The sequence below is a fragment of the Brevibacterium atlanticum genome (assembly GCF_011617245.1).
Lineage (GTDB): Bacteria > Actinomycetota > Actinomycetes > Actinomycetales > Brevibacteriaceae > Brevibacterium > Brevibacterium atlanticum.
In genome coordinates this window covers 3,789,722-3,806,772 of sequence record NZ_CP050152.1, presented here as the reverse complement: position 1 = coordinate 3,806,772, position 17,051 = coordinate 3,789,722, and the positions used below count along the sequence as shown (strand labels likewise).

Below are 17,051 nucleotides of genomic sequence, written 5' to 3'. Positions count from 1 at the left end.
CCTGTCCGACACCGGCGCCGAGGCGGGGCCGGGCACGGTCGGATCCGTGCCCACCCCGGCCGGCGAGGGTGGCGGAGATCAGTGGATGGTCAGCTGGCGGGACACGATGCCCGAGCGGACGCGGCGGGCCTCGGTGCTCATCGGCTCGGTCGTGTTCAGTGCCTCGTCGAGGCGCTTGCCGAAGGCGGCGATGGGCTCTTCGACATCGTCGACCTGAGTGCCGAACTCGAGCTCCCACACCGGGATGATGATGCCGTGGGCACGGAAGTAGCCGAGGAAGGAGCCGATGCCGCCGAGGTCGTTGGCGTTCTCGGCCTGCAGTCGGGCCATCGCGTCGACGACGCGGTCCTCACCCTCGGAGCGGGCCCAGCGGACGTAGGTGCGGCCGGACATCTCGGTCCAGTAGGCGGAGTCGACGGAGGCGAGCTTCTCGGTCGGGGCGACGGAGTCGTTGGCCTGCTGGAGGGCGGCGCCGACCTCGGGGTCGGTCTCGGCCTCGGGCAGGGCCCAGTAGTCGAAGGTCTCGGCCACGCGGATGTCGAACGGGTGGGAGGTGTCGAGGATGTCCTGCAACCGGGGGCCCTCACCGGGTTCGGTCGTCGCTTCGATCGAGGTGCCCGGTTCCGCCTCGGCGGCGAGAAGGAGGCCGCGGGCGACGTCTCGGGAGGCATCGGTCGAGGACACGGGCACCTGCATGCCGGCGAGGATCTCACCGTCGTCGCGGCGCCAGGCCTGCCACGCGGCGGGCAGGAGGGAGGTGATGGTGACCTCGTGGCCGCCGTACTCCTCGTTGAGCTTCGCGGTCGCGGTGGCCGCGGGCACGAGTTCGCGCAGGCAGATGAGGTCGGCCTCGAACGGCAGGTCCGCAAACGGCCTGGCGACGAAGGCCGTGGCCTTCGCCCTGGCCAGCCGCTTGGCGATGAGTTCTTCCTTGGAGCGCTTCGACTTCTTTCCCATGGGATGCAAGTCTAGTCGGTGCATGGGCGGTGCCCGCATCGGCGACCGTACCGAGACGCTCGACCGTCTCCTCAGTGCTGGTCGGAGACCGGGATGAAGTACCGAGTGTTGTGCGATTCGTCCATCCGCACCTGCAACTTGTCGCCGGGATGAGGGAAGGCCGAACGCTCGGGATTGTCGGGAGTCAGCCCGAGCGTCTCCAAGCGGATGATGCCGTGACGGCCCACCTCGTCGGCGGCGAGGACGTACGAATGATTGAGTTCGCGGATCGTGACCTCGATGGCGGGATCGGTGGATTCGACCGCCTCGGTGAATGCGCGCGGCGGGGCCGAGTTGCCCATCCCGAGATAGGCGCCGACGTCATCGGCGATGTAACCGGCCACGGAATCGGCCTGCGCCATCAGCCCGGCGAGGATGACCGAGAGTCGTTCCTGTTGAGCATCGGATCTGAGTGCCTGGCCGGGTTTGAACAGGTGCTCCTCGGCCAGGACGCACCACGCGTCCTGCATGATCGTGCGCAGCTGGAGTTCGACGAGGACGGAGGGTTCGGAGTCGAAGGGAACCTCGACGATGAGGTGACGGCCGCGGTATCCGGACGGCTTCGGGGTGGCGGAGTAGTCGCGCACCTCGGCGATGGAGAGGTTCGCGTCGTCGACCGCCTCGGTGAGCAGATCCCACAGGGCCGACTGTTCGCGTTCGGTGCGGCAGATGACGCGGGCGCCGACGACATCGATGACCTGGTTCTCGACCTCGACGGATTCGTGGATCTCATCGTTGGCATCGGCGAGTTTGCGGCGCAGCTTCTCACCCGTGCGCATCCGATCCTTGATGCGGCCCTCGACCACGCGGACGCGGTCGCCGGAGAGCAGCGCGTAGGAGGCGCGGGCCGACTCGACCCAGTCGTTGACCGTCTCGAGGGCGGCTCTCCACGTCGATTCTCGCCGATCGTAGGCTTCGTCGACCAGTTCGCGGACAGTTGCTGACATCCTCGTCACCTTCCTAGCTCCTGATTCCACTTCAGCAGAAGACGCCGAGGATGTCTATGGCTTGGCGGCTAATGTTGCCGCGGCGGTGCCAAAGGGTGAGACGGGGGACGGGCACGATGCCCCGACCGCCGCCGAGGTGGGGGACCGTTCAAGGTCGCCCCACCTCGGCGCGGGGATGAGACGGGGCTCAGACGTCGTAGTCGACGATGACGGGGGCGTGGTCGGACGCGCCCTTGCCCTTGCGCTCCTCGCGGTCGATCTCGCCGGCCGTGGCCGTGGCAGCCAGCGCCTGCGAGGCGAGCTGGAAGTCGATGCGCATGCCCTGCTTCTTCGGGAACCGCAGCTTCTGGTAGTCCCAGAACGTGTAGACCCCGGGTCCCGGAGTGAACTGGCGGGTCACCTCGCTCAGCCCTGCACTGAGGAGGCTCTCGAAGGCCTCGCGTTCGGGCCCTGAGACATGCGTGGCGCCCTCGAACTCGGCCATGTCCCACACGTCCTCGTCCAGAGGTGCCACGTTGAAGTCGCCGCAGAGGACGAGTTTCTTGTCCGGTTCGGCGCTCAGCTGCCCGGCGACATCAGCCGTCAGCGCCTTGTACCACTCGAGTTTGTAGCCGTAGTGAGGGTGATCGAGTTCGCGGCCGTTGGGCACGTAGAGCGAGTAGACTCGCACATCGTTGCAGGTCACCGACAGTGCCCGAGCCTCGACGGCGGGCTCGTCCGCTCCGAATGCGGGAATGTCGGCAAAGCCGATCTCGGTGTCGGCCAGTCCGACTCTGGAAGCGATGGCCACACCGTTCCACTGGTTGAGGCCATGGAAGCTGACCTCATAGCCGCGCAAGGTGAACAGCTCCTCGGGGAACTGCGCGTCCTTGCATTTGAGTTCCTGGATGGCCAGGACATCGACATCCGAACGATCCAGCCAGGCCCCGATGCGGTCGTGGCGGGCGCGGATCGAGTTCACATTCCACGTAGCGATTCTCATCCTCCCACCCTAACTGCTGATCTGCTGTTCTCGGGAGCGCGCTGAAAGCCGTCGACCTCCGCGGTCGACCCGTGCGGAGGAAGCGGCGAGCGAATCGTTATTCTGGTGCTATGCCTGAAGCTCCTAACAACCACCTCGGCCATGACGGCGCCGCGTATCCCGACTCCTGCTATGTGCGACGCTCCGAGGACCGCTTGGTCTCGACTCTGCACAGTCAGGGCGCCTGGCAGCCGGGTGAACAGCACCTCGCACCGGCATCGGGCATCGTGCTCGCCGAGGTCGAACGGCGGCTGCCGAGCGACAAGATGGTCTCCCGTGTGACCTTCGACGTCCTCGGCGTCATCTACTCCGGAGAATTCACCATCGACGTCGAGGTCATCCGGCCCGGCCGCACCATCGAGCTCATCGAAGCCCACATGCGCCACGGCGACCGCACCTCCATCACGGCGCGGGTGTGGCGGCTGCAGGCCTCGGACACCGAGGAGGTTGCCGGCAGCGAATGGCCGAGCCTGCCGACCGTCGACGTGACTCCCGAAATGCCCTTCACCGATCGCTGGGGAGGCGGCTACATCGCCTCACTCGAGGGTCGACAGGGAGCCGACGCCCAACCTGGCTACGCACAGTCGTGGGTCCGCAGCCCCTATCCGCTCGTCGACGGGGAGGTCGACCCGCCGACGGCGTCCTTCGTCCGCTACGTCGACACCGCGAACGGCCTGGCCGTGCGCGAGGATCCGAAGACGACGTTCTTCCCCAACGTCGATCTCTCGATCCACCTCACCCGAGTCCCCGAACCCGGCTGGGTCGGCTTCGAGACGAAGGTCGCGTTCGGCCCGACCGGCCTCGGCGAGACGATGAGCGTGCTCAGCGACATCAACGGTCCCATCGGCACCGCCGCACAGTCCCTGACCGTGCGCCGAGGACAAGGCGCGAAATGAGCCGCGAGGTCCCGACTATCCAGCGCAGCGAGTCACCCCGAGCCTGGGACGGCTCCTCGCCGAGGCGGGACCCGAGTCCCCGTCCGCGTGCCCTCGTCACCGGGGCGAGCTCAGGCCTGGGGCGCGGCTATGCGCGCACCCTGGCCGCGGAAGGCTATGACCTCGTCCTCGTCGCCCGGGACGAAGAGCGGCTGCGAGAGCTCGCAGATCGGCTGCGGACGGATCATCACACCCGCGCCGAGGTGGTCGCGGCCGATCTGTCGACCCGAGACGGCATCGATGCCGTCCGTGAGGTCATCGAGACCGAAACCGTCGACGTGCTCATCAACAACGCCGGATACGGGCTGCGGGGTTCGCTGCTGAAGAGCGACCTCGGTGAGCTCGAAGATCAGGATCGTGTGCTGTCCGGGACGGTGCGGGAGCTGTCTCTCATCGCCGCCCGGCGCATGCGGGAGCGAGGTCGCGGAGGAATCGTCAACATCTCGTCCTTGGCGGCGGTGACGACGATGGGGCAGTATGCCTCTTCGAAGGCTGCGGCCCTTGTCTTCACCGAGGCGCTCGCCGGTGAGCTCGCCGGCAGCCCGGTGACGGTCACGGCCGTTCTGCCCGGTTTCATCCGCACGGAATTCCACGACCGCCTCGGCGTGGAACGCTTCGGGCCGAAGTTCATCTGGCTGAGCGTCGACCAGGTCGTCAGGGAATCGCTGCGGGATGCTCGCGCGGGGAAGGTCGTCTCGGTTCCGGGGCGTGCGTATTCGCTCGCGGCCCTGGTCGCGCCCCTCGTACCCAGACCGCTCATGCGCTGGGGGTCCCGCGGCTTCGCCTTCACCCGCCGCCGCTGAGATCGGCACGTTCGCTTCACCGACCAGTCGCTGGAGGCACGCTTCTTTTCGCCCGCGGATCGCGGGTGATCCGGTTGTCTCAGAATGTGACCTATGCCGGATTCTCGGGGACGTCGGCGGGAAGGGTTGATCATTGAACTACCGCTCGGTGAGCCTGTCACCAGGCCTTTTAATCCATGCGTTTCTGTGATATAGGTCAACGGTCGAACGAAGAGAAGCGGTGAGATTCTTTACAAGCGCCACGAAAGTGTGGTGAAATTGTGATGTCCGCCCGGTGGGGATCGGGTGGACATAACGGACGTATGGGGATGCGTCCGGGTACTCGAGGGGAGTGCTGCGAGGACCCCGGGATGTCGCGATTACGCGCCCCGGGGTCTTTGTCATTCACAGGACTTGTCAGTGCGCCCAGCCCTCTGCGCCAGCGGCTACAGGGTGACGCTGCGCTGCCGGCGGGATCGGGTGCGAGCGATGCCGACCTCGAGGGCCACCGCGCGCAGCGGAGCCCCGAGCGCCTGGGAAGCGTTGCCGGCGACACGATCAGCCACCTCGGCGATGACGGCATCGATGTCCGCGCGCTCATCGGCATCGATATGGATGAGCAGTTCGGGGCTGCGAGCGGTGCCGCGCAGGATGACCTGCGCATCCGAGAGGCCGTCGGTGGATTCGAGGTCCTCGGCGACCGCCTCGGCGATGACCTCCGCGGTCACGGTGGTCAGTCCCCTGCGGGCATCGGCCTGCATCCGGAAGGGCTTCGCGAAGTCCTTCCGGGGTATCTGCACGCTCAGCCAGCGCAGCCCGATGACGGCGAGGACGACGGCGACGATGATGGCCGCGAGTGCCGAATACGGCAGGGCCAGCACCGAGGTGGCCAGCCCGAGATCGGCACCGGGTTCCCAGCCGGGCAGGATGGGAGCTGCGAATCCGAGCCCGATCGCGAGCACCGCAAGGCCGATGAGCAGGACCAGCAGGCCGACGATGATCAGACCCGTGCGGTTTGCGCCGGCGGCTGTGCGCCTCATGACTTGCTCCTTCGTGCCTGGACCTTGACCTTCGGGGTGCGGTCGAACGAGATCGAGTCGAACCGCTCCCGAACGATGGCTTCGACCTCGTCGCGGATCGGATCGGAATCGCGGATCGGGGTCGAGAACGTCACGATCGTCGACGTCGCGTTCGACGCCGCCTTGACTCCCTCGACTCCGTCGACTCCGTCAGCCGCGCTGGCTGCGAGATGCGACAGCGCCGAGGTGGGGACGGCGACCTCGAGGTCACCGATGTGGTCGGGGGTGGCGGCCTGCACCGAGGTGATCCGCCGGGCACCGGGGGAGATGCCGAGGATGACGGCGATGAGTCCGAGTACCGCGAGGACCGCGCCGACGGCGATGACCGCGGCCGATCCCCAGTGGACGTGGTCAAGCGAATCCAAACCGGCACCCGAGTCGGTCAGAGGTGCGGTGGCCGCACCCGCGGATGAACCCGAGGTCACCATGGCGGCGATTCCGGCCCACCCGAGTGCCACGGCCACCAACAGCAGGATGATCGCGATGACGACGGCCGAGCCGATGCGTGCGGGCCGCCTGCGCAGCAGACGAGTGCTCATTGCAGACTCCTTCTTCCCTGGTCGCTTCCGGACGACCGCGGTTTCAGCCAGCGCACGGCGATGTCGACCTGACGGACGACGACGCCGGTGAGGCGCTCGACCTCGGAACTCAGCTGCGTACGCACCTGTTCGGTCACCTCGGCGATGGGGGAGGGGTAACTCAGACCCAACGACACGGCGAGCGTGCAGCTGCGCCCGGACAGGGTGACATCGACCGACGGTCGGGTGTCCAGGCTCGAGTTCGCGCCGATTCCGAACAGTCCCGAGCTCGTCCCTCCGACCCCGGGCAGGTCCTTGAGGATCTGCCCGGCGGTGCGCTCGACGACCTTGTCCGCGATCGTCAGCCCACCTCGGCGGGCGGACGGATCGCTGCGGTCAGCGGTCGCGGCGGCTGTGCTCGCGGAGGCGGTGGACTGTGGGGTCGCGTCGAGAGTTGACGGCACGGCCCTACCTCCGTGTCGTCGAACGCGAACTCAGTGCGGACAGGTCGAGACGACCGTCGAGCACGAGGCCGACGACCAGACCGAGTCCGCCGCAGATGGCGACGACGAGGAAGGCGAGGAAACCGCCGAAGTAGGCGACGATTCCCAGCGTCAGACCGACGAGGAGTCCGATGAGTGTATTCGACATGTCATTCCTTCTGCCGAGGTGGTGCTGCGGATGGGATCAGCTGAGTTCGTCTCAGTTGAGTTCGGGCGAGTCCTTGGCGGGCTTGTCCTCGGTGTCGTCCTCTTCAGGGAGGTGGACGTCGGTGACGTCGATGTTGACCTCGACGACCTGGAGTCCGGTGCCCTGTTCGACGGCGCGGACGACGTTGCGGCGGATCGCCTCGGCGACGTCGACGATGGAGGTGCCGTATTCGACGACGATGGTGAGGTCGATGGCGGTCTGCTTCTCACCCTTCTCCACGGACACGCCGCCGGAGACGTTGGTCTGCGAACCGGGGATGCGGTCGGTCAGAGTATCGAAGGCGCGGCGTGCGGCGTTGCCCATTCCGAAGACGCCGGGGACCTCACGTGCGGCGATGCCGGTGAGCTTGGCGACGACGTTCTCGGCGATGGTGGTGGTGCCCATGTCGGTCACGAGCGGGCTGCGCACGTTGTCGACGGAGCCATTGGTCTGGGTCGTCTGGGTCGAATCGGACTGCTTTGCTTCTGGCATTGTTCTTCCTATTCGTTCGAGGGGCATCAGTGGTGAAGTCCTTCGTCGGAAGGACCCTGACATCGGTACAGACGCAGGTGCGGAGGAATCCTCACGCACGTTTCGCAGATTCTTCGAGAAAATCTTCGAGGTCGGGTCGGCGGGTGTCTGCCAGCACCCTCTCGCGGACCATGCGAGGGAATTCGTCCGGCTGCCTCCCGCCACCCGGATCTGTGGCATACGATGGCCCTATGACAAGGGGAGATGATCGCTTGGACATCGTCACCTTGGTGGTGCGCGCCCGTGAGGGCGACATCGCGGCGTTCGAATCGCTCGTCGACGAATACGAGCGGAAGCTGCTGCGCTTCGCGTGGCGTACGCTCGGCGATCGGCAGGATGCCGAGGACGTCGTCCAGGACACCCTTGTCCAGGCGTGGAAGTCACTCGACGCCTTGGCCGAACCCGCCGCGTTCGGCACGTGGATCTACCGCATGGCGTCGAACCGATGCACCGATGTGCTGCGTCGTCGCATGTCCCGCCCGTCAGATGCCTCGGATCCCGAGGACCTCGGACACCACTCCGACGGGACCGCCTCGGTCGAGCGGTCGGTCGAAGCGCGCACCGCACTCGAGCACTTCACCCAGGTTCTCCAGACACTCTCCTCGGAGCAGCGTGTAACGTGGGTGCTCCATCAGATGGAGGGACTGAGCTACGCCGAGGTCGCTGCGACCTTGGGAGTCAGCGAAGGCAGTGTGCGCGGGCGCATCCATCGCGCCAGGATCGCTATTGCCGAGGGGATGGAAGGATGGGTATGAGCGACGAACCGTCCAGAGAGACCGACGCTCATCTGCGCGCAGTCATCGAGGAGTATATGGGCTCCTTCGAGCCCGACCCGGCAGAGTCGGCCGGACTGCGCGAGCGCATCCTGCGGATCGTGCGCGAGGATGCCTCGTTGGCCCCGTCGACCCGACTGACCACCGAACGTGGGAACCCCTTCCGGATCGCGACCGCAACGGTGCGCGGCATCATCCGCGATGCCGTCGATTCCGTCGACGGAATCCGCGCCCGCAGCGTGAACCCGAAACCCGTGGGCGACCCGGACGGAAGCGCCGTCGAGGTGGAGCTGACCGTGGCCATGCGGGCCGGGATCGCCTTCGCCCCCGCCGCTGAGACGGTTCGCCGTCGCGTCTCCGAGACGCTGATCGCGGAGCTCGGTATCCCCGCGACGAGCATCGACATCACCGCCGAGGACGTGTTCGTCCCCGGCGGAGCTGAGGGCACCGAGGGTGCTGCGGGCGCCGCCACCGAGGAGGCCGACGATGACTGAGCCGAAAGCACCGGAAGCCTTCGACGAGGCGGCCGCCTCCATGCGGGTGACACCTGCGGTCCTCGCCGTCCCCGGAGTCACGGGACTGGCGCCGGGTCTGCGCGACCTCGTGGCCACGGCCGCGGCGCGGGTGATGCGCAGGGAAGGCGGCGAACCGCCGTCAGTCGACGTGCGGACCACCCGCGAAGGCGTGCACGTGCGTGTCGATGCGTACCTGGACGCCAGTCGGTCCGTGTCCGGGATCGTCGACGATCTCTTCGAGGTCATCGCGGAAGACCTGCAGGGCGGGGTATTCGACCCGGTCGGCGACATCGACATCGATCTGCGCATCGTCGGCCGCGGCTTCTGAGGATCCCGGCCAGTCTGCACAGACAAATCGAGCCCGGTTCGTGTCCTTGGCCCGGCGTCGCTGCCCCGAAGTTCCGGCCTCCGGTCCGACATCGGAGTTTTTCTGCGTTTCTCGGGTCGGTCTGGCCGCGAAGATTGTTGTGGCACGGTCTTCTCTGATTTCATCACGTTCTTCGGTGAGCGTTTCAGAGAAAGGTGTGCCGGTTCGTCGGATCGTGCAGCGGCAACGATGCTGCTGTGGCCATGTCGGCGCCGAAGTGCGGCTGTGTGCGTGTAGCGGTGTGGCTCACTGCGGCGAACGGAGGAGAACTCAAGGGGCTCCAGGGGCGGCTTATGCCTGGCGTGGGTTCACAGTCTTCAGCAATCGCTCTAGACAAATCGAGCCCGGTTCGTGTGAACCGGGCTCGACCTGCTTTGTGTGAGGGTGTCAGGTCTCAGGCGCTCTTGGACTTCGAGCGTCCGGTGATGAGGCCCCAGATGATGAGCACGATCAGCGAACCGCCGATGGCGCAGAGCCACGATGACAGCGAGAAGAACTTGTCCATCTCGACGCCGAAGATCAGGCCGCCGAGCCAGCCGCCGACTATGGCGCCGATGACGCCGAGGATGAGCGTGGCGATGAAGCCGCCGCCCTGCTTACCGGGCAGGATGGCCTTGGCGATGGCACCTGCGATGAGGCCGAGGATGAGATATGCGATGAAACCCATGTTGCTCACGTCCCTTCTGAGACTCTTGACCGGCTGGGAAGCGCGGTACTGGGGTGTTGTGACAGCCGTGCTGTTCACACGGTACTCACAGCGCTGGTGACACTGTACCGCTTATGGGCGCATAAAGAACCAACCTGTGTTGATTCTTTATGACATCGGTACAGACGCACCTTGGGGCGGAACCTCACGCGGTTCGGCTGTGCTGTCCGTCACGACCTGATCATGTGGGCACGATGCGCTGTCGGGAAGGCCCGAGCGCGTACCCGCAGCGGGTGCAGTCGTCAGTGCGCGTGCCCGCCACCTCACCCCGGCAACGTCAATTCCCGGCCCCTGAGATGGCGCTGAACGGTCGACCGATACCCGCGCATTAGACTGGAGACCATGACCGACAGCGCAGACACACGCCGACAACTGCTCGACCTCATCGACGAACTTGCCGTGGTGCGCGGCAGAGTGACCCTCTCCTCCGGCAAGGAGGCCGACTACTACCTCGACCTGCGCCGGATCACCCTCGACCACCGCTCCTCGCCGCTCGTCGGCGACGTGGTCCTCGACCTGCTCGAGGCCGAGGGTCTGTTGGAGAAGATCGACGCCGTCGGCGGCCTGACGATGGGTGCCGATCCGGTCGGCACGGCAGTCATGCACCGCTCGGTGGTGCGCGGCACCCCGCTCGACTCCTTCGTCGTCCGCAAGGAGGCGAAGAAGCACGGCATGTCCCGCCGGGTCGAAGGCCCCGACGTCGCCGGCAAGCGCGTCGTCGCCGTCGAGGACACCTCGACGACGGGCGGATCCGTGCTCACTGCGGTCGACGCGCTCAAGGAAGCCGGCGCCGAGGTGGTCGCGGTCGCCGTGGTCATGGACCGGGACACCGGTGCCAAGGAACGGGTCGAGGCCACGGGAATCCCGTACCTGACCGCGCTGACGACGAAGGATCTCGGCCTCGACTGAGAGCCACCTCGGCGAGGAATGACCTCCGTTCCTGCGGCACGGCCGACCCACCGATCACGACCTGGGACTCGACTGGCAATTCGGTCGAAATCATTGGTCTGGTTTGAAAGACGTCTCTCATTTCAACACGATAGATGAGACACTCCCTTAGTATTTGCCTGATGTATAAGTAAGGATGACGCGTGCTCACACTGAAAGAGATTTCCCTGCGCAAGGGAAAGCGGACATATCTGGACGAGGTGAGTTTCACCGCCGAGGCGGGCCGGATCACCGCGATTGTGGGGACCCGTTCGGCGGGGCGGACCGAGCTGGTGCGCGTCATCATGGGACTGATCTCCGCCGATGAGGGCAGTGTCCAACTCGAAGACTTCGAGCTCGACTTCGGCGACCGGCAGAACTTCGGCTATCTGCCCGCAGAGCGCGGCGGTTACCCGAACATGCGCGTCATCGACCAGATCGTCTACCTCGCGCGCCTGCACGGGATCACCCTGGGTGCCGCCGAGCGCAACGCCCTGACCCTGCTGTCGCACCTCGACCTGGCCGACCGCGGCTACGCTCCCCTGAAGAACCTGTCGGGCGCTGAGATCGCGCGCGTCGACATCGCCGCCACGCTGGCCGCCGACCCCGACGTCGTCGTCATCGACGATGCCTTCGCAGGCCTCGACGCGACCTCGCTGCGCCTGGTCATGAAGCTGCTGCGGGCACACGCCTCCTCGGGCGTGCCCGTCATCCTCGCCACCGACGACTGGGAGGCCGCGCAGACCTTCGCCGACGACGTCATCGTGCTCAGCCAGGGCAAGGTCACCGCCTCCGGCAGCGTCGACAAGCTTCTCGGCGACCCGCACTACCGCGTCGAGACGAAGGACGCCGAGGCGGCCCGCTCCGCTCTCGAATCCCGATCAGGCATCAGCGCGGCGGAGATCGCGAACCGCGACGACAACATCATCAGCTTCCACGCCGCTGATGCGAAGACCGCAGCCGCCGCCGTGGCGGCGCTCGATGGCGTGAAGAACTTCGAAAGTGTCCGCCCGACACTGGCCGAGCAGTACAAGGAGGCTCTGTAATGGCGCGCAAGGACAAAGGTGCGAACGACGAGCCCAACGAACCGCTCGTGTCCAAGGGCACTGCCGGTGAAGGCATCGACGACCTCGGCGTCCCCATCGATGACGACATCGAGGTGACCGAGGACGACGCGGTGACCGAGGACGATTCCGCCGAGGTGGACGCGGAGGAATCCGTGGAATCCGCCGACGATGAGGCGACCGCTGGACTCGACGACGTTCCCTTCGAACTCGCCGAGGACACCCCGGATCCGGACGAACTGCCCGAGACCGGACTGGTCTCCGAATTCGTCGACGTCGGCAGCCGTCAGGCCTCCTGGCTGGTGTCGAACCGTGAGAGCACTACGGCGATGCGCAGCCCGTACTTCCTCGTCACGGCCGGCGTGATCATCCTGGGCGTGCTCGCCGCGATCATCACCGGCATCGTGGCCGACGCGCAGAAGGACTCGGGCACACCGAGCATGGCGATGGTCGGCGTGGGCGACCAGGCCCAGATGTACGAACAGCAGCTGGGCGTGAAGATCACCGATGCGAAGGACGCGAGCGCGGCCGAGAAGCTCGTGCGCCAGGGCAAGGTCGACGCCGCCTTCATCCAGGACCCCAGCGGTCAGGGCCAGCCGACGATCATCGCTCTCGACAAGCAGCCGGAGGCCCTGCTGGAGAAGCTCGCCCCGAAGACCGAGGCGACGCTGCTCAAGACCCCCGCCGTCGAGGCGGACGTGGCCACGCCGCTGCTGTGGGGCATGGTCGCCTTCGCCCTCCTCGTCGTCGGCACCCTCGGAGCGGGGCTCTATCAGAACCTGCGCCTGGAGAAGCGCAACCGGATCACCGAGATCATCGCGGCCACCATCCCACCGCGCGCCTCGGCCTCGGGTCGGATCACGGGAACCCTGACCCTGGTCACCGTCCTGATGGTCGCGGCCGCGGTCGTCACCGAACTCGGACTGTCCCTGTCGGGCAAGACCTCCCTGGCGTTCTCGATGCTGCCGGGCCTCGGATGGTTCGCGCTGACCCTGCTGCTGACCGCATGGTCGGTCTTCGCGCTGCTGGTGTGGGCGTCGACCGTGGTCGGTCCGAAGGCACGCACGACGTTCCTCACGATCATCGGCATCATCACCGTGGCCGGATTCTTCGCCCCGGTCTTCGTCGGAGCCTCCGGCCTGACCGCGAAGATCCTGTCCTGGACGCCGTTCACCTCGCCGCTGGGCACCGCCGGTCGCTTCTTCGCCGGCCAGGCGCAGTGGTGGGAGGGCCTCGTTTCCGCCGGCATTGCGCTCGTGCTCGCGTTCATCCTCCACACCCTGGCCTCGAGCGCGTACGTGCGCTCGGTCCTGGCCGGAGGCGGACGCGCAGGCAAGACCGTGAAGATGAGCAAGCGGGCTCAGAAGGTCGGCGCCGGTACGTCGTCGAAGAAGGAGTCGGGTGCCTCGGCGAAGGATGACGCTTTGGATGATGACGAGACGTCGGACGCCTCGGATTCGGACGTGGACGCCGACTCGGACGTCGACCGGGACTCGTCGGCCGCCTCGGCGAAGAAGTCGTCCGCGCCGAAGGCCACGAAGAAGTCCGGCGTGAAGAAGTCCTCAGACGACGATGAGAAGGATGCGAAGTCGGCGGATGAGTCCGGCGACGAGAAGTGAGCGAGGAACCGTCGGCGTCTGACAGCGCTGAACCGCAGGTGGGGGTCGGTCCGTGGACCGGCCCCTGGCCTGTGGAAGAGCATTTCGACCCGGAGCTGCTGGCGGACGGGGACCGGCGCAACGTCGTCGACAAGTACCGATACTGGCTGCATGATGCGATCGTCGCCGACCTCGACGCCACCCGGCACGAATTCCACGTCGGCGTCGAGAACTGGCAGCACGACCTCAACATCGGATCGGTGGTGCGCACAGCCAACGCCTTCAATGCCGCAGCCGTGCACATCGTCGGGCGGCGCCGGTGGAACCGACGGGGCGCGATGGTCACCGACAAGTATCAGCATGTCATCCACCACCCCAGCGTCGATGACCTGCTGAGCTGGTGCGCCGAGAACGATGTGCCGCTGCTCGGCATCGACAACTTCCCTGACTCTGTGCCGCTGGAGACCTACGACATGCCCAAGCGCTGCCTGCTGCTGTTCGGGCAGGAGGGCCCGGGGCTGAGCGAGGAAGCCCACCAGGCCAGCCGCGACGTACTCTCGATCGCCCAGTATGGTTCGACGCGGTCGATGAATGCCGCCGCGGCCGCCGCGATCACCATGCACTCGTGGATCCGCCGCCACGTCTTCGACCAGCCCGTTTCCTAGGCATCCCACTTCTGCGCCCGCGGCGGCGACGGTGCGCGCCTGCGCCCTGCTTGCGGCGGCGACGGCTGTGCGCGACTGTGACGGCTGTACGCGACCACTCGAGCGCAACTCGGCGCGCAGCGCGGAACGTGTCGCCGTTCTCGCGCGAATAGGGTAATTCTTTGGTCGATCCGCCGCGTTCTGGGCGCGGAAACCACGCCGGAATGACCAAAGACGCCCCGCCGACTGCCGACCGCTGAGCTCGGCTGACCGCGTCCGACCGACACAGAGAAGCGCCGAGGCGGCACGATCGCTTCGTGCCGCCTCGGCGCTTGTCGTGTGGCGGGTCCGCCCTCCGAGGCGGGTCCCGGCCGGAGTCCGTGCGCGGACCCGGCCGGGACCGGACCTCAGTTGAGGTCGGCGGCCTGGGGCTCGATGAGTCCGCCGAGTTCGGCGAGCTCGGCGGTCAGGGAGTCCGCATCGTCAAAGGTGCGGGTCATGACCGTCAGGCGCTTGGCGTAGTGGCCGATGGGGTATTCCATGGTCATGCCGATGCCGCCGTGCATCTGGATCGACTCCTGGCTGATGTTGCGGGCGGCCTTGTCGACGACGATCTTCGCGGCGATGACGTCGCGGTGGCGATCCTTCTCGGCTCCGGCGACCTCGGAGGTCACGGCCAGACGCGAGTACAGGGCCATGCTGCGGGCGTACTCGAGCTCCGCGTACAAGTCGGCGGCACGGTGCTGCAGGGCCTGGTTCGCGCCGATGGGAGCACCGAACTGCTCACGGGTCTTGAGGTACTCGGCGGTCATCGTCAGGGATGCCTCGGCGACACCGACGGCTTCGGCCATGATCGCAGCATTGCCGAGGTCGATGACTTCAGACAGGACCGCGTTGGCATCAGCCGCCTCGAGACGCTCGGCGACAACACCCTCGAGCTTGAGGTTCGCGCTGCCGAGGCCGTCGGCCTGGCGCTGAGCGACGCGGGTCAGACCTTCGGCGTCGGCGGCGACGAGGTAGAGGCCGAGCTCACCGTTCTGCGTGGCGGTGACGACGAAGTGGTCGGCGACGTCTCCGCCGAGCACATTGTTCTTCTCGCCGGTGAGCGTGAAGGCGCCGTCTGCCCCGGCAGCGGCCTGGGTCGCCGGAGTGGTGACCGCGTAGCGCTGTCCGGGTTCGAAGGCGGCGAGGGCGAGGAAGGTCTGGCCTTCTGCCACACCGGGCAGGATAGCCTGCTTCTGCTCCTCGCTGCCGGCCAGCAGAACGGCATTCGTGCCGAGGACTGCGGTGGCGAGGAACGGTTCGAGCACGAGAGAGCGGCCGAACGCCTCGGCGACCACGGCCACCTCGTTGAAGGTCATGTCAGCTCCGCCGTAGGACTCGGGGATGGCGAGCCCGAGCAGTCCCATCTCGGCGAACTCCTGCCACTTCTCGCGGGAGATGCCTTCGTCGCTGCGAAGGATCTCTTCGCGCTTGGCGGCGTCGTACTCGCCGCGCAGGTACTTGTTCAGGGTGCTGGCGAGTTCTTGCTGAATGTCGTTGAGTTCAAGATCCATTGTTGTCCTCTTCTGAAATCGTGTGAGCGTCGGTCTCTCAGAGGCCGAGCAGCGCCTTCGAGATGATTCCGCGCTGCACCTCGGACGAACCGCCGTAGATGGTGACCTTGCGGGTGTTGAAGTAGGCGGGGAGCGCATCGACGGCGCCGTGCGGCAGGTCGGACAGTCCCTGTCCCTGCACCCGGTCGGAGACGAAGTCGAGTCCCTGCGGGCCGAGGACGTCGACGAGGAGTTCGGAGATGTCCTCCTGCAGCTGCGAGCCCTTGAGCTTGAGGACGGATGAACGCGGGTCCGGCTTGTCGGAACCTGCGGCCTGGGTCGAGAGGATCCGCAGCTGGGTCATCTCGAGCGCTGTGAGCTCGGCTTCGATCTTGGTCAGACGCGCCGAGAACAGCGGATCGTCGAGGAGGGTGCCACGAGCAGTCTTCGTCACCGCGGCGTAGGCCTTGGCGCGAGCCAGGTTGACCTTCGAGCCGCCGATGCGGGCGATGCCGGTGCGCTCGTTGCCGAGCAGGAACTTCGCGTACGTCCAGCCCTTGTTCTCTTCGCCCACGAGGTTCTCCACTGGGACCTCGACATTGTCGAAGAAGACCTCGTTGACCTCATGGCCGCCGTCGATGAGCTGGATCGGACGGACGGTGACGCCGGGGGACTTCATGTCGATGAGCAGGAAGGAGATGCCCGCCTGCTTCTTCACGTTCGGGTCTGTGCGGACGAGGTTGAACATCCAGTCGCCGTACTGGCCCAGCGTCGTCCAGGTCTTCTGACCGTTGACGATGTACTTGTCGCCATCGCGCACGGCCGACGTCTTCAGCGAGGCGAGGTCGGAGCCGGCGTTGGGTTCGGAGAAGCCCTGTGACCACCAGATGTCGATGTTCGCGGTGGCGGGCAGGAAGCGCTCCTTGAGTGACTGCGAGCCGAAGGTCGCGATGACCGGGCCGACCATGGAGACGTTGAACGGCAGGGGCTGGGGTACACAGGCGAGCTGCATCTCCTCGAGCCAGATGTGGCGCTGCACGGGGGTCCAGTCCTGACCGCCCCATTCGACGGGCCAGTTCGGCACCGCGTAGCCGTGCTTGTTGAGGATCTGCTGCGAAGTGACCATGTCGTCCTTGGTCAGCTCCTGACCAGTGGCGACCTTGAAGCGGAGCTCCTCGGGGATCTCCGTGCGGTAGAACTGACGCATCTGCTGCGCGAACTCGCGCTCTTCTGCACTCAGTAGGGTGTCCATGCGAACTCCTTATAGATCGTTCAGTAACTTTCCTCCAATGGTACGGTTCGGTGTTCGGGGCCACAAGTGGGTGAGCGGGTCCGCTCTCTGTCGGGCCTGCTCTCTGTCGGGCCCGCTCCTTCGGCTATCTCGCCCAATCATGAATAGCGCCTGCCCCGGATGCTGTCCCGG

Annotated in this window: 20 protein-coding genes; 9 read left to right on the top strand and 11 right to left on the bottom strand. The window is 66.4% G+C overall.

Features of this window, described 5'->3' with window-relative positions; all coding sequences use genetic code 11:
* Window positions 1–78: 78 nt before the first annotated feature.
* The 3 genes from GUY23_RS16940 to GUY23_RS16930 form a co-directional block, all read right to left on the bottom strand.
* Window positions 79–957 carry a DUF5926 family protein gene (locus tag GUY23_RS16940; RefSeq protein ID WP_166974615.1) on the bottom strand — a complete coding sequence of 293 codons (879 nt, stop codon included), beginning with the start codon at window positions 955–957 and terminating at the stop codon, window positions 79–81.
* Between the two features lie 71 nt (window positions 958–1,028).
* Window positions 1,029–1,943, bottom strand: coding sequence for a GTP pyrophosphokinase (locus tag GUY23_RS16935; protein WP_166974612.1), 915 nt, complete (start codon window positions 1,941–1,943; stop codon window positions 1,029–1,031).
* Between the two features lie 187 nt (window positions 1,944–2,130).
* Window positions 2,131–2,925: an exodeoxyribonuclease III gene (locus GUY23_RS16930; protein WP_166974609.1), complete on the bottom strand. Its 795-nt coding sequence runs from the start codon at window positions 2,923–2,925 to the stop codon at window positions 2,131–2,133.
* 110 nt (window positions 2,926–3,035) lie between these two features.
* On the opposite strand from GUY23_RS16930, the gene GUY23_RS16925 reads away from it, so the two are divergent.
* On the top strand, window positions 3,036–3,860 hold the full coding sequence (locus GUY23_RS16925) for a thioesterase family protein (protein ID WP_166974606.1): 825 nt from the start codon (window positions 3,036–3,038) through the stop codon (window positions 3,858–3,860).
* The gene (locus GUY23_RS16920; protein WP_166974603.1) at window positions 3,857–4,702 is read left to right on the top strand and encodes an SDR family NAD(P)-dependent oxidoreductase; all 846 of its coding nucleotides are present in this window, start codon (window positions 3,857–3,859) and stop codon (window positions 4,700–4,702) included. Before GUY23_RS16925 ends, GUY23_RS16920 begins: the two co-directional genes overlap by 4 nt.
* Window positions 4,703–5,127: 425 nt before the next feature.
* Here the strand turns inward: GUY23_RS16920 and amaP are convergent, their stop codons facing one another.
* Genes amaP through GUY23_RS16895 form a run of 5 tightly spaced genes read right to left on the bottom strand, consistent with a single transcriptional unit; the run spans window position 5,128 to window position 7,460 of the window.
* The gene (gene amaP / locus GUY23_RS16915; RefSeq protein WP_166974600.1) at window positions 5,128–5,721 is read right to left on the bottom strand and encodes an alkaline shock response membrane anchor protein AmaP; all 594 of its coding nucleotides are present in this window, start codon (window positions 5,719–5,721) and stop codon (window positions 5,128–5,130) included.
* A complete protein-coding gene (locus GUY23_RS16910) occupies window positions 5,718–6,299 on the bottom strand; it encodes a DUF6286 domain-containing protein (RefSeq protein WP_166974597.1) in 582 nt (193 codons plus the stop codon). The genes amaP and GUY23_RS16910 overlap by 4 nt, the downstream gene beginning before the upstream one ends.
* Complete coding sequence (locus GUY23_RS16905; RefSeq protein WP_166974576.1) at window positions 6,296–6,742, bottom strand: Asp23/Gls24 family envelope stress response protein; 447 nt, start codon at window positions 6,740–6,742, stop codon at window positions 6,296–6,298. The genes GUY23_RS16910 and GUY23_RS16905 overlap by 4 nt, the downstream gene beginning before the upstream one ends.
* Window positions 6,743–6,746: 4 nt before the next feature.
* Entirely contained in the window at window positions 6,747–6,929 is a 183-nt protein-coding gene (locus tag GUY23_RS16900; RefSeq protein WP_166974573.1) for a hypothetical protein, read from the bottom strand.
* Between the two features lie 51 nt (window positions 6,930–6,980).
* Window positions 6,981–7,460, bottom strand: a complete 480-nt coding sequence (locus GUY23_RS16895; RefSeq protein ID WP_166974569.1) for an Asp23/Gls24 family envelope stress response protein — start codon at window positions 7,458–7,460, stop codon at window positions 6,981–6,983.
* A 230-nt stretch (window positions 7,461–7,690) separates the two neighbouring features.
* Between GUY23_RS16895 and GUY23_RS16890 the strand changes: the two genes are divergently transcribed.
* Genes GUY23_RS16890 through GUY23_RS16880 form a run of 3 tightly spaced genes read left to right on the top strand, consistent with a single transcriptional unit; the run spans window position 7,691 to window position 9,115 of the window.
* A complete protein-coding gene (locus GUY23_RS16890; protein ID WP_166974566.1) occupies window positions 7,691–8,254 on the top strand; it encodes an RNA polymerase sigma factor in 564 nt (187 codons plus the stop codon).
* Window positions 8,251–8,766, top strand: a complete 516-nt coding sequence (locus GUY23_RS16885) for a hypothetical protein (RefSeq protein WP_208085391.1) — start codon at window positions 8,251–8,253, stop codon at window positions 8,764–8,766. The genes GUY23_RS16890 and GUY23_RS16885 overlap by 4 nt, the downstream gene beginning before the upstream one ends.
* On the top strand, window positions 8,759–9,115 hold the full coding sequence (locus GUY23_RS16880) for a hypothetical protein (protein ID WP_166974563.1): 357 nt from the start codon (window positions 8,759–8,761) through the stop codon (window positions 9,113–9,115). The genes GUY23_RS16885 and GUY23_RS16880 overlap by 8 nt, the downstream gene beginning before the upstream one ends.
* Before the next feature lie 433 nt (window positions 9,116–9,548).
* On the opposite strand, the gene GUY23_RS16875 is transcribed toward GUY23_RS16880, so the two are convergent.
* Window positions 9,549–9,821, bottom strand: coding sequence for a GlsB/YeaQ/YmgE family stress response membrane protein (locus tag GUY23_RS16875; RefSeq protein WP_166974560.1), 273 nt, complete (start codon window positions 9,819–9,821; stop codon window positions 9,549–9,551).
* Between the two features lie 381 nt (window positions 9,822–10,202).
* Between GUY23_RS16875 and pyrE the strand changes: the two genes are divergently transcribed.
* The 4 genes from pyrE to GUY23_RS16855 all read left to right on the top strand — a co-directional run bounded on the left by pyrE (window position 10,203) and on the right by GUY23_RS16855 (window position 14,114).
* Window positions 10,203–10,769: an orotate phosphoribosyltransferase gene (gene pyrE / locus GUY23_RS16870; protein ID WP_166974557.1), complete on the top strand. Its 567-nt coding sequence runs from the start codon at window positions 10,203–10,205 to the stop codon at window positions 10,767–10,769.
* Between the two features lie 182 nt (window positions 10,770–10,951).
* A complete protein-coding gene (locus GUY23_RS16865) occupies window positions 10,952–11,833 on the top strand; it encodes an ABC transporter ATP-binding protein (RefSeq protein WP_166974554.1) in 882 nt (293 codons plus the stop codon).
* Window positions 11,833–13,470, top strand: coding sequence for an ABC transporter permease (locus tag GUY23_RS16860; protein ID WP_166974551.1), 1,638 nt, complete (start codon window positions 11,833–11,835; stop codon window positions 13,468–13,470). The genes GUY23_RS16865 and GUY23_RS16860 overlap by 1 nt, the downstream gene beginning before the upstream one ends.
* Window positions 13,467–14,114 carry an RNA methyltransferase gene (locus tag GUY23_RS16855; RefSeq protein ID WP_166974548.1) on the top strand — a complete coding sequence of 216 codons (648 nt, stop codon included), beginning with the start codon at window positions 13,467–13,469 and terminating at the stop codon, window positions 14,112–14,114. Before GUY23_RS16860 ends, GUY23_RS16855 begins: the two co-directional genes overlap by 4 nt.
* 386 nt (window positions 14,115–14,500) lie before the next feature.
* On the opposite strand, the gene GUY23_RS16850 is transcribed toward GUY23_RS16855, so the two are convergent.
* Window positions 14,501–15,649, bottom strand: a complete 1,149-nt coding sequence (locus tag GUY23_RS16850) for an acyl-CoA dehydrogenase family protein (protein WP_166974545.1) — start codon at window positions 15,647–15,649, stop codon at window positions 14,501–14,503.
* 37 nt (window positions 15,650–15,686) lie between these two features.
* Window positions 15,687–16,880: an acyl-CoA dehydrogenase family protein gene (locus GUY23_RS16845; RefSeq protein WP_166974542.1), complete on the bottom strand. Its 1,194-nt coding sequence runs from the start codon at window positions 16,878–16,880 to the stop codon at window positions 15,687–15,689.
* Between the last annotated feature and the right edge of the window lie 171 nt (window positions 16,881–17,051).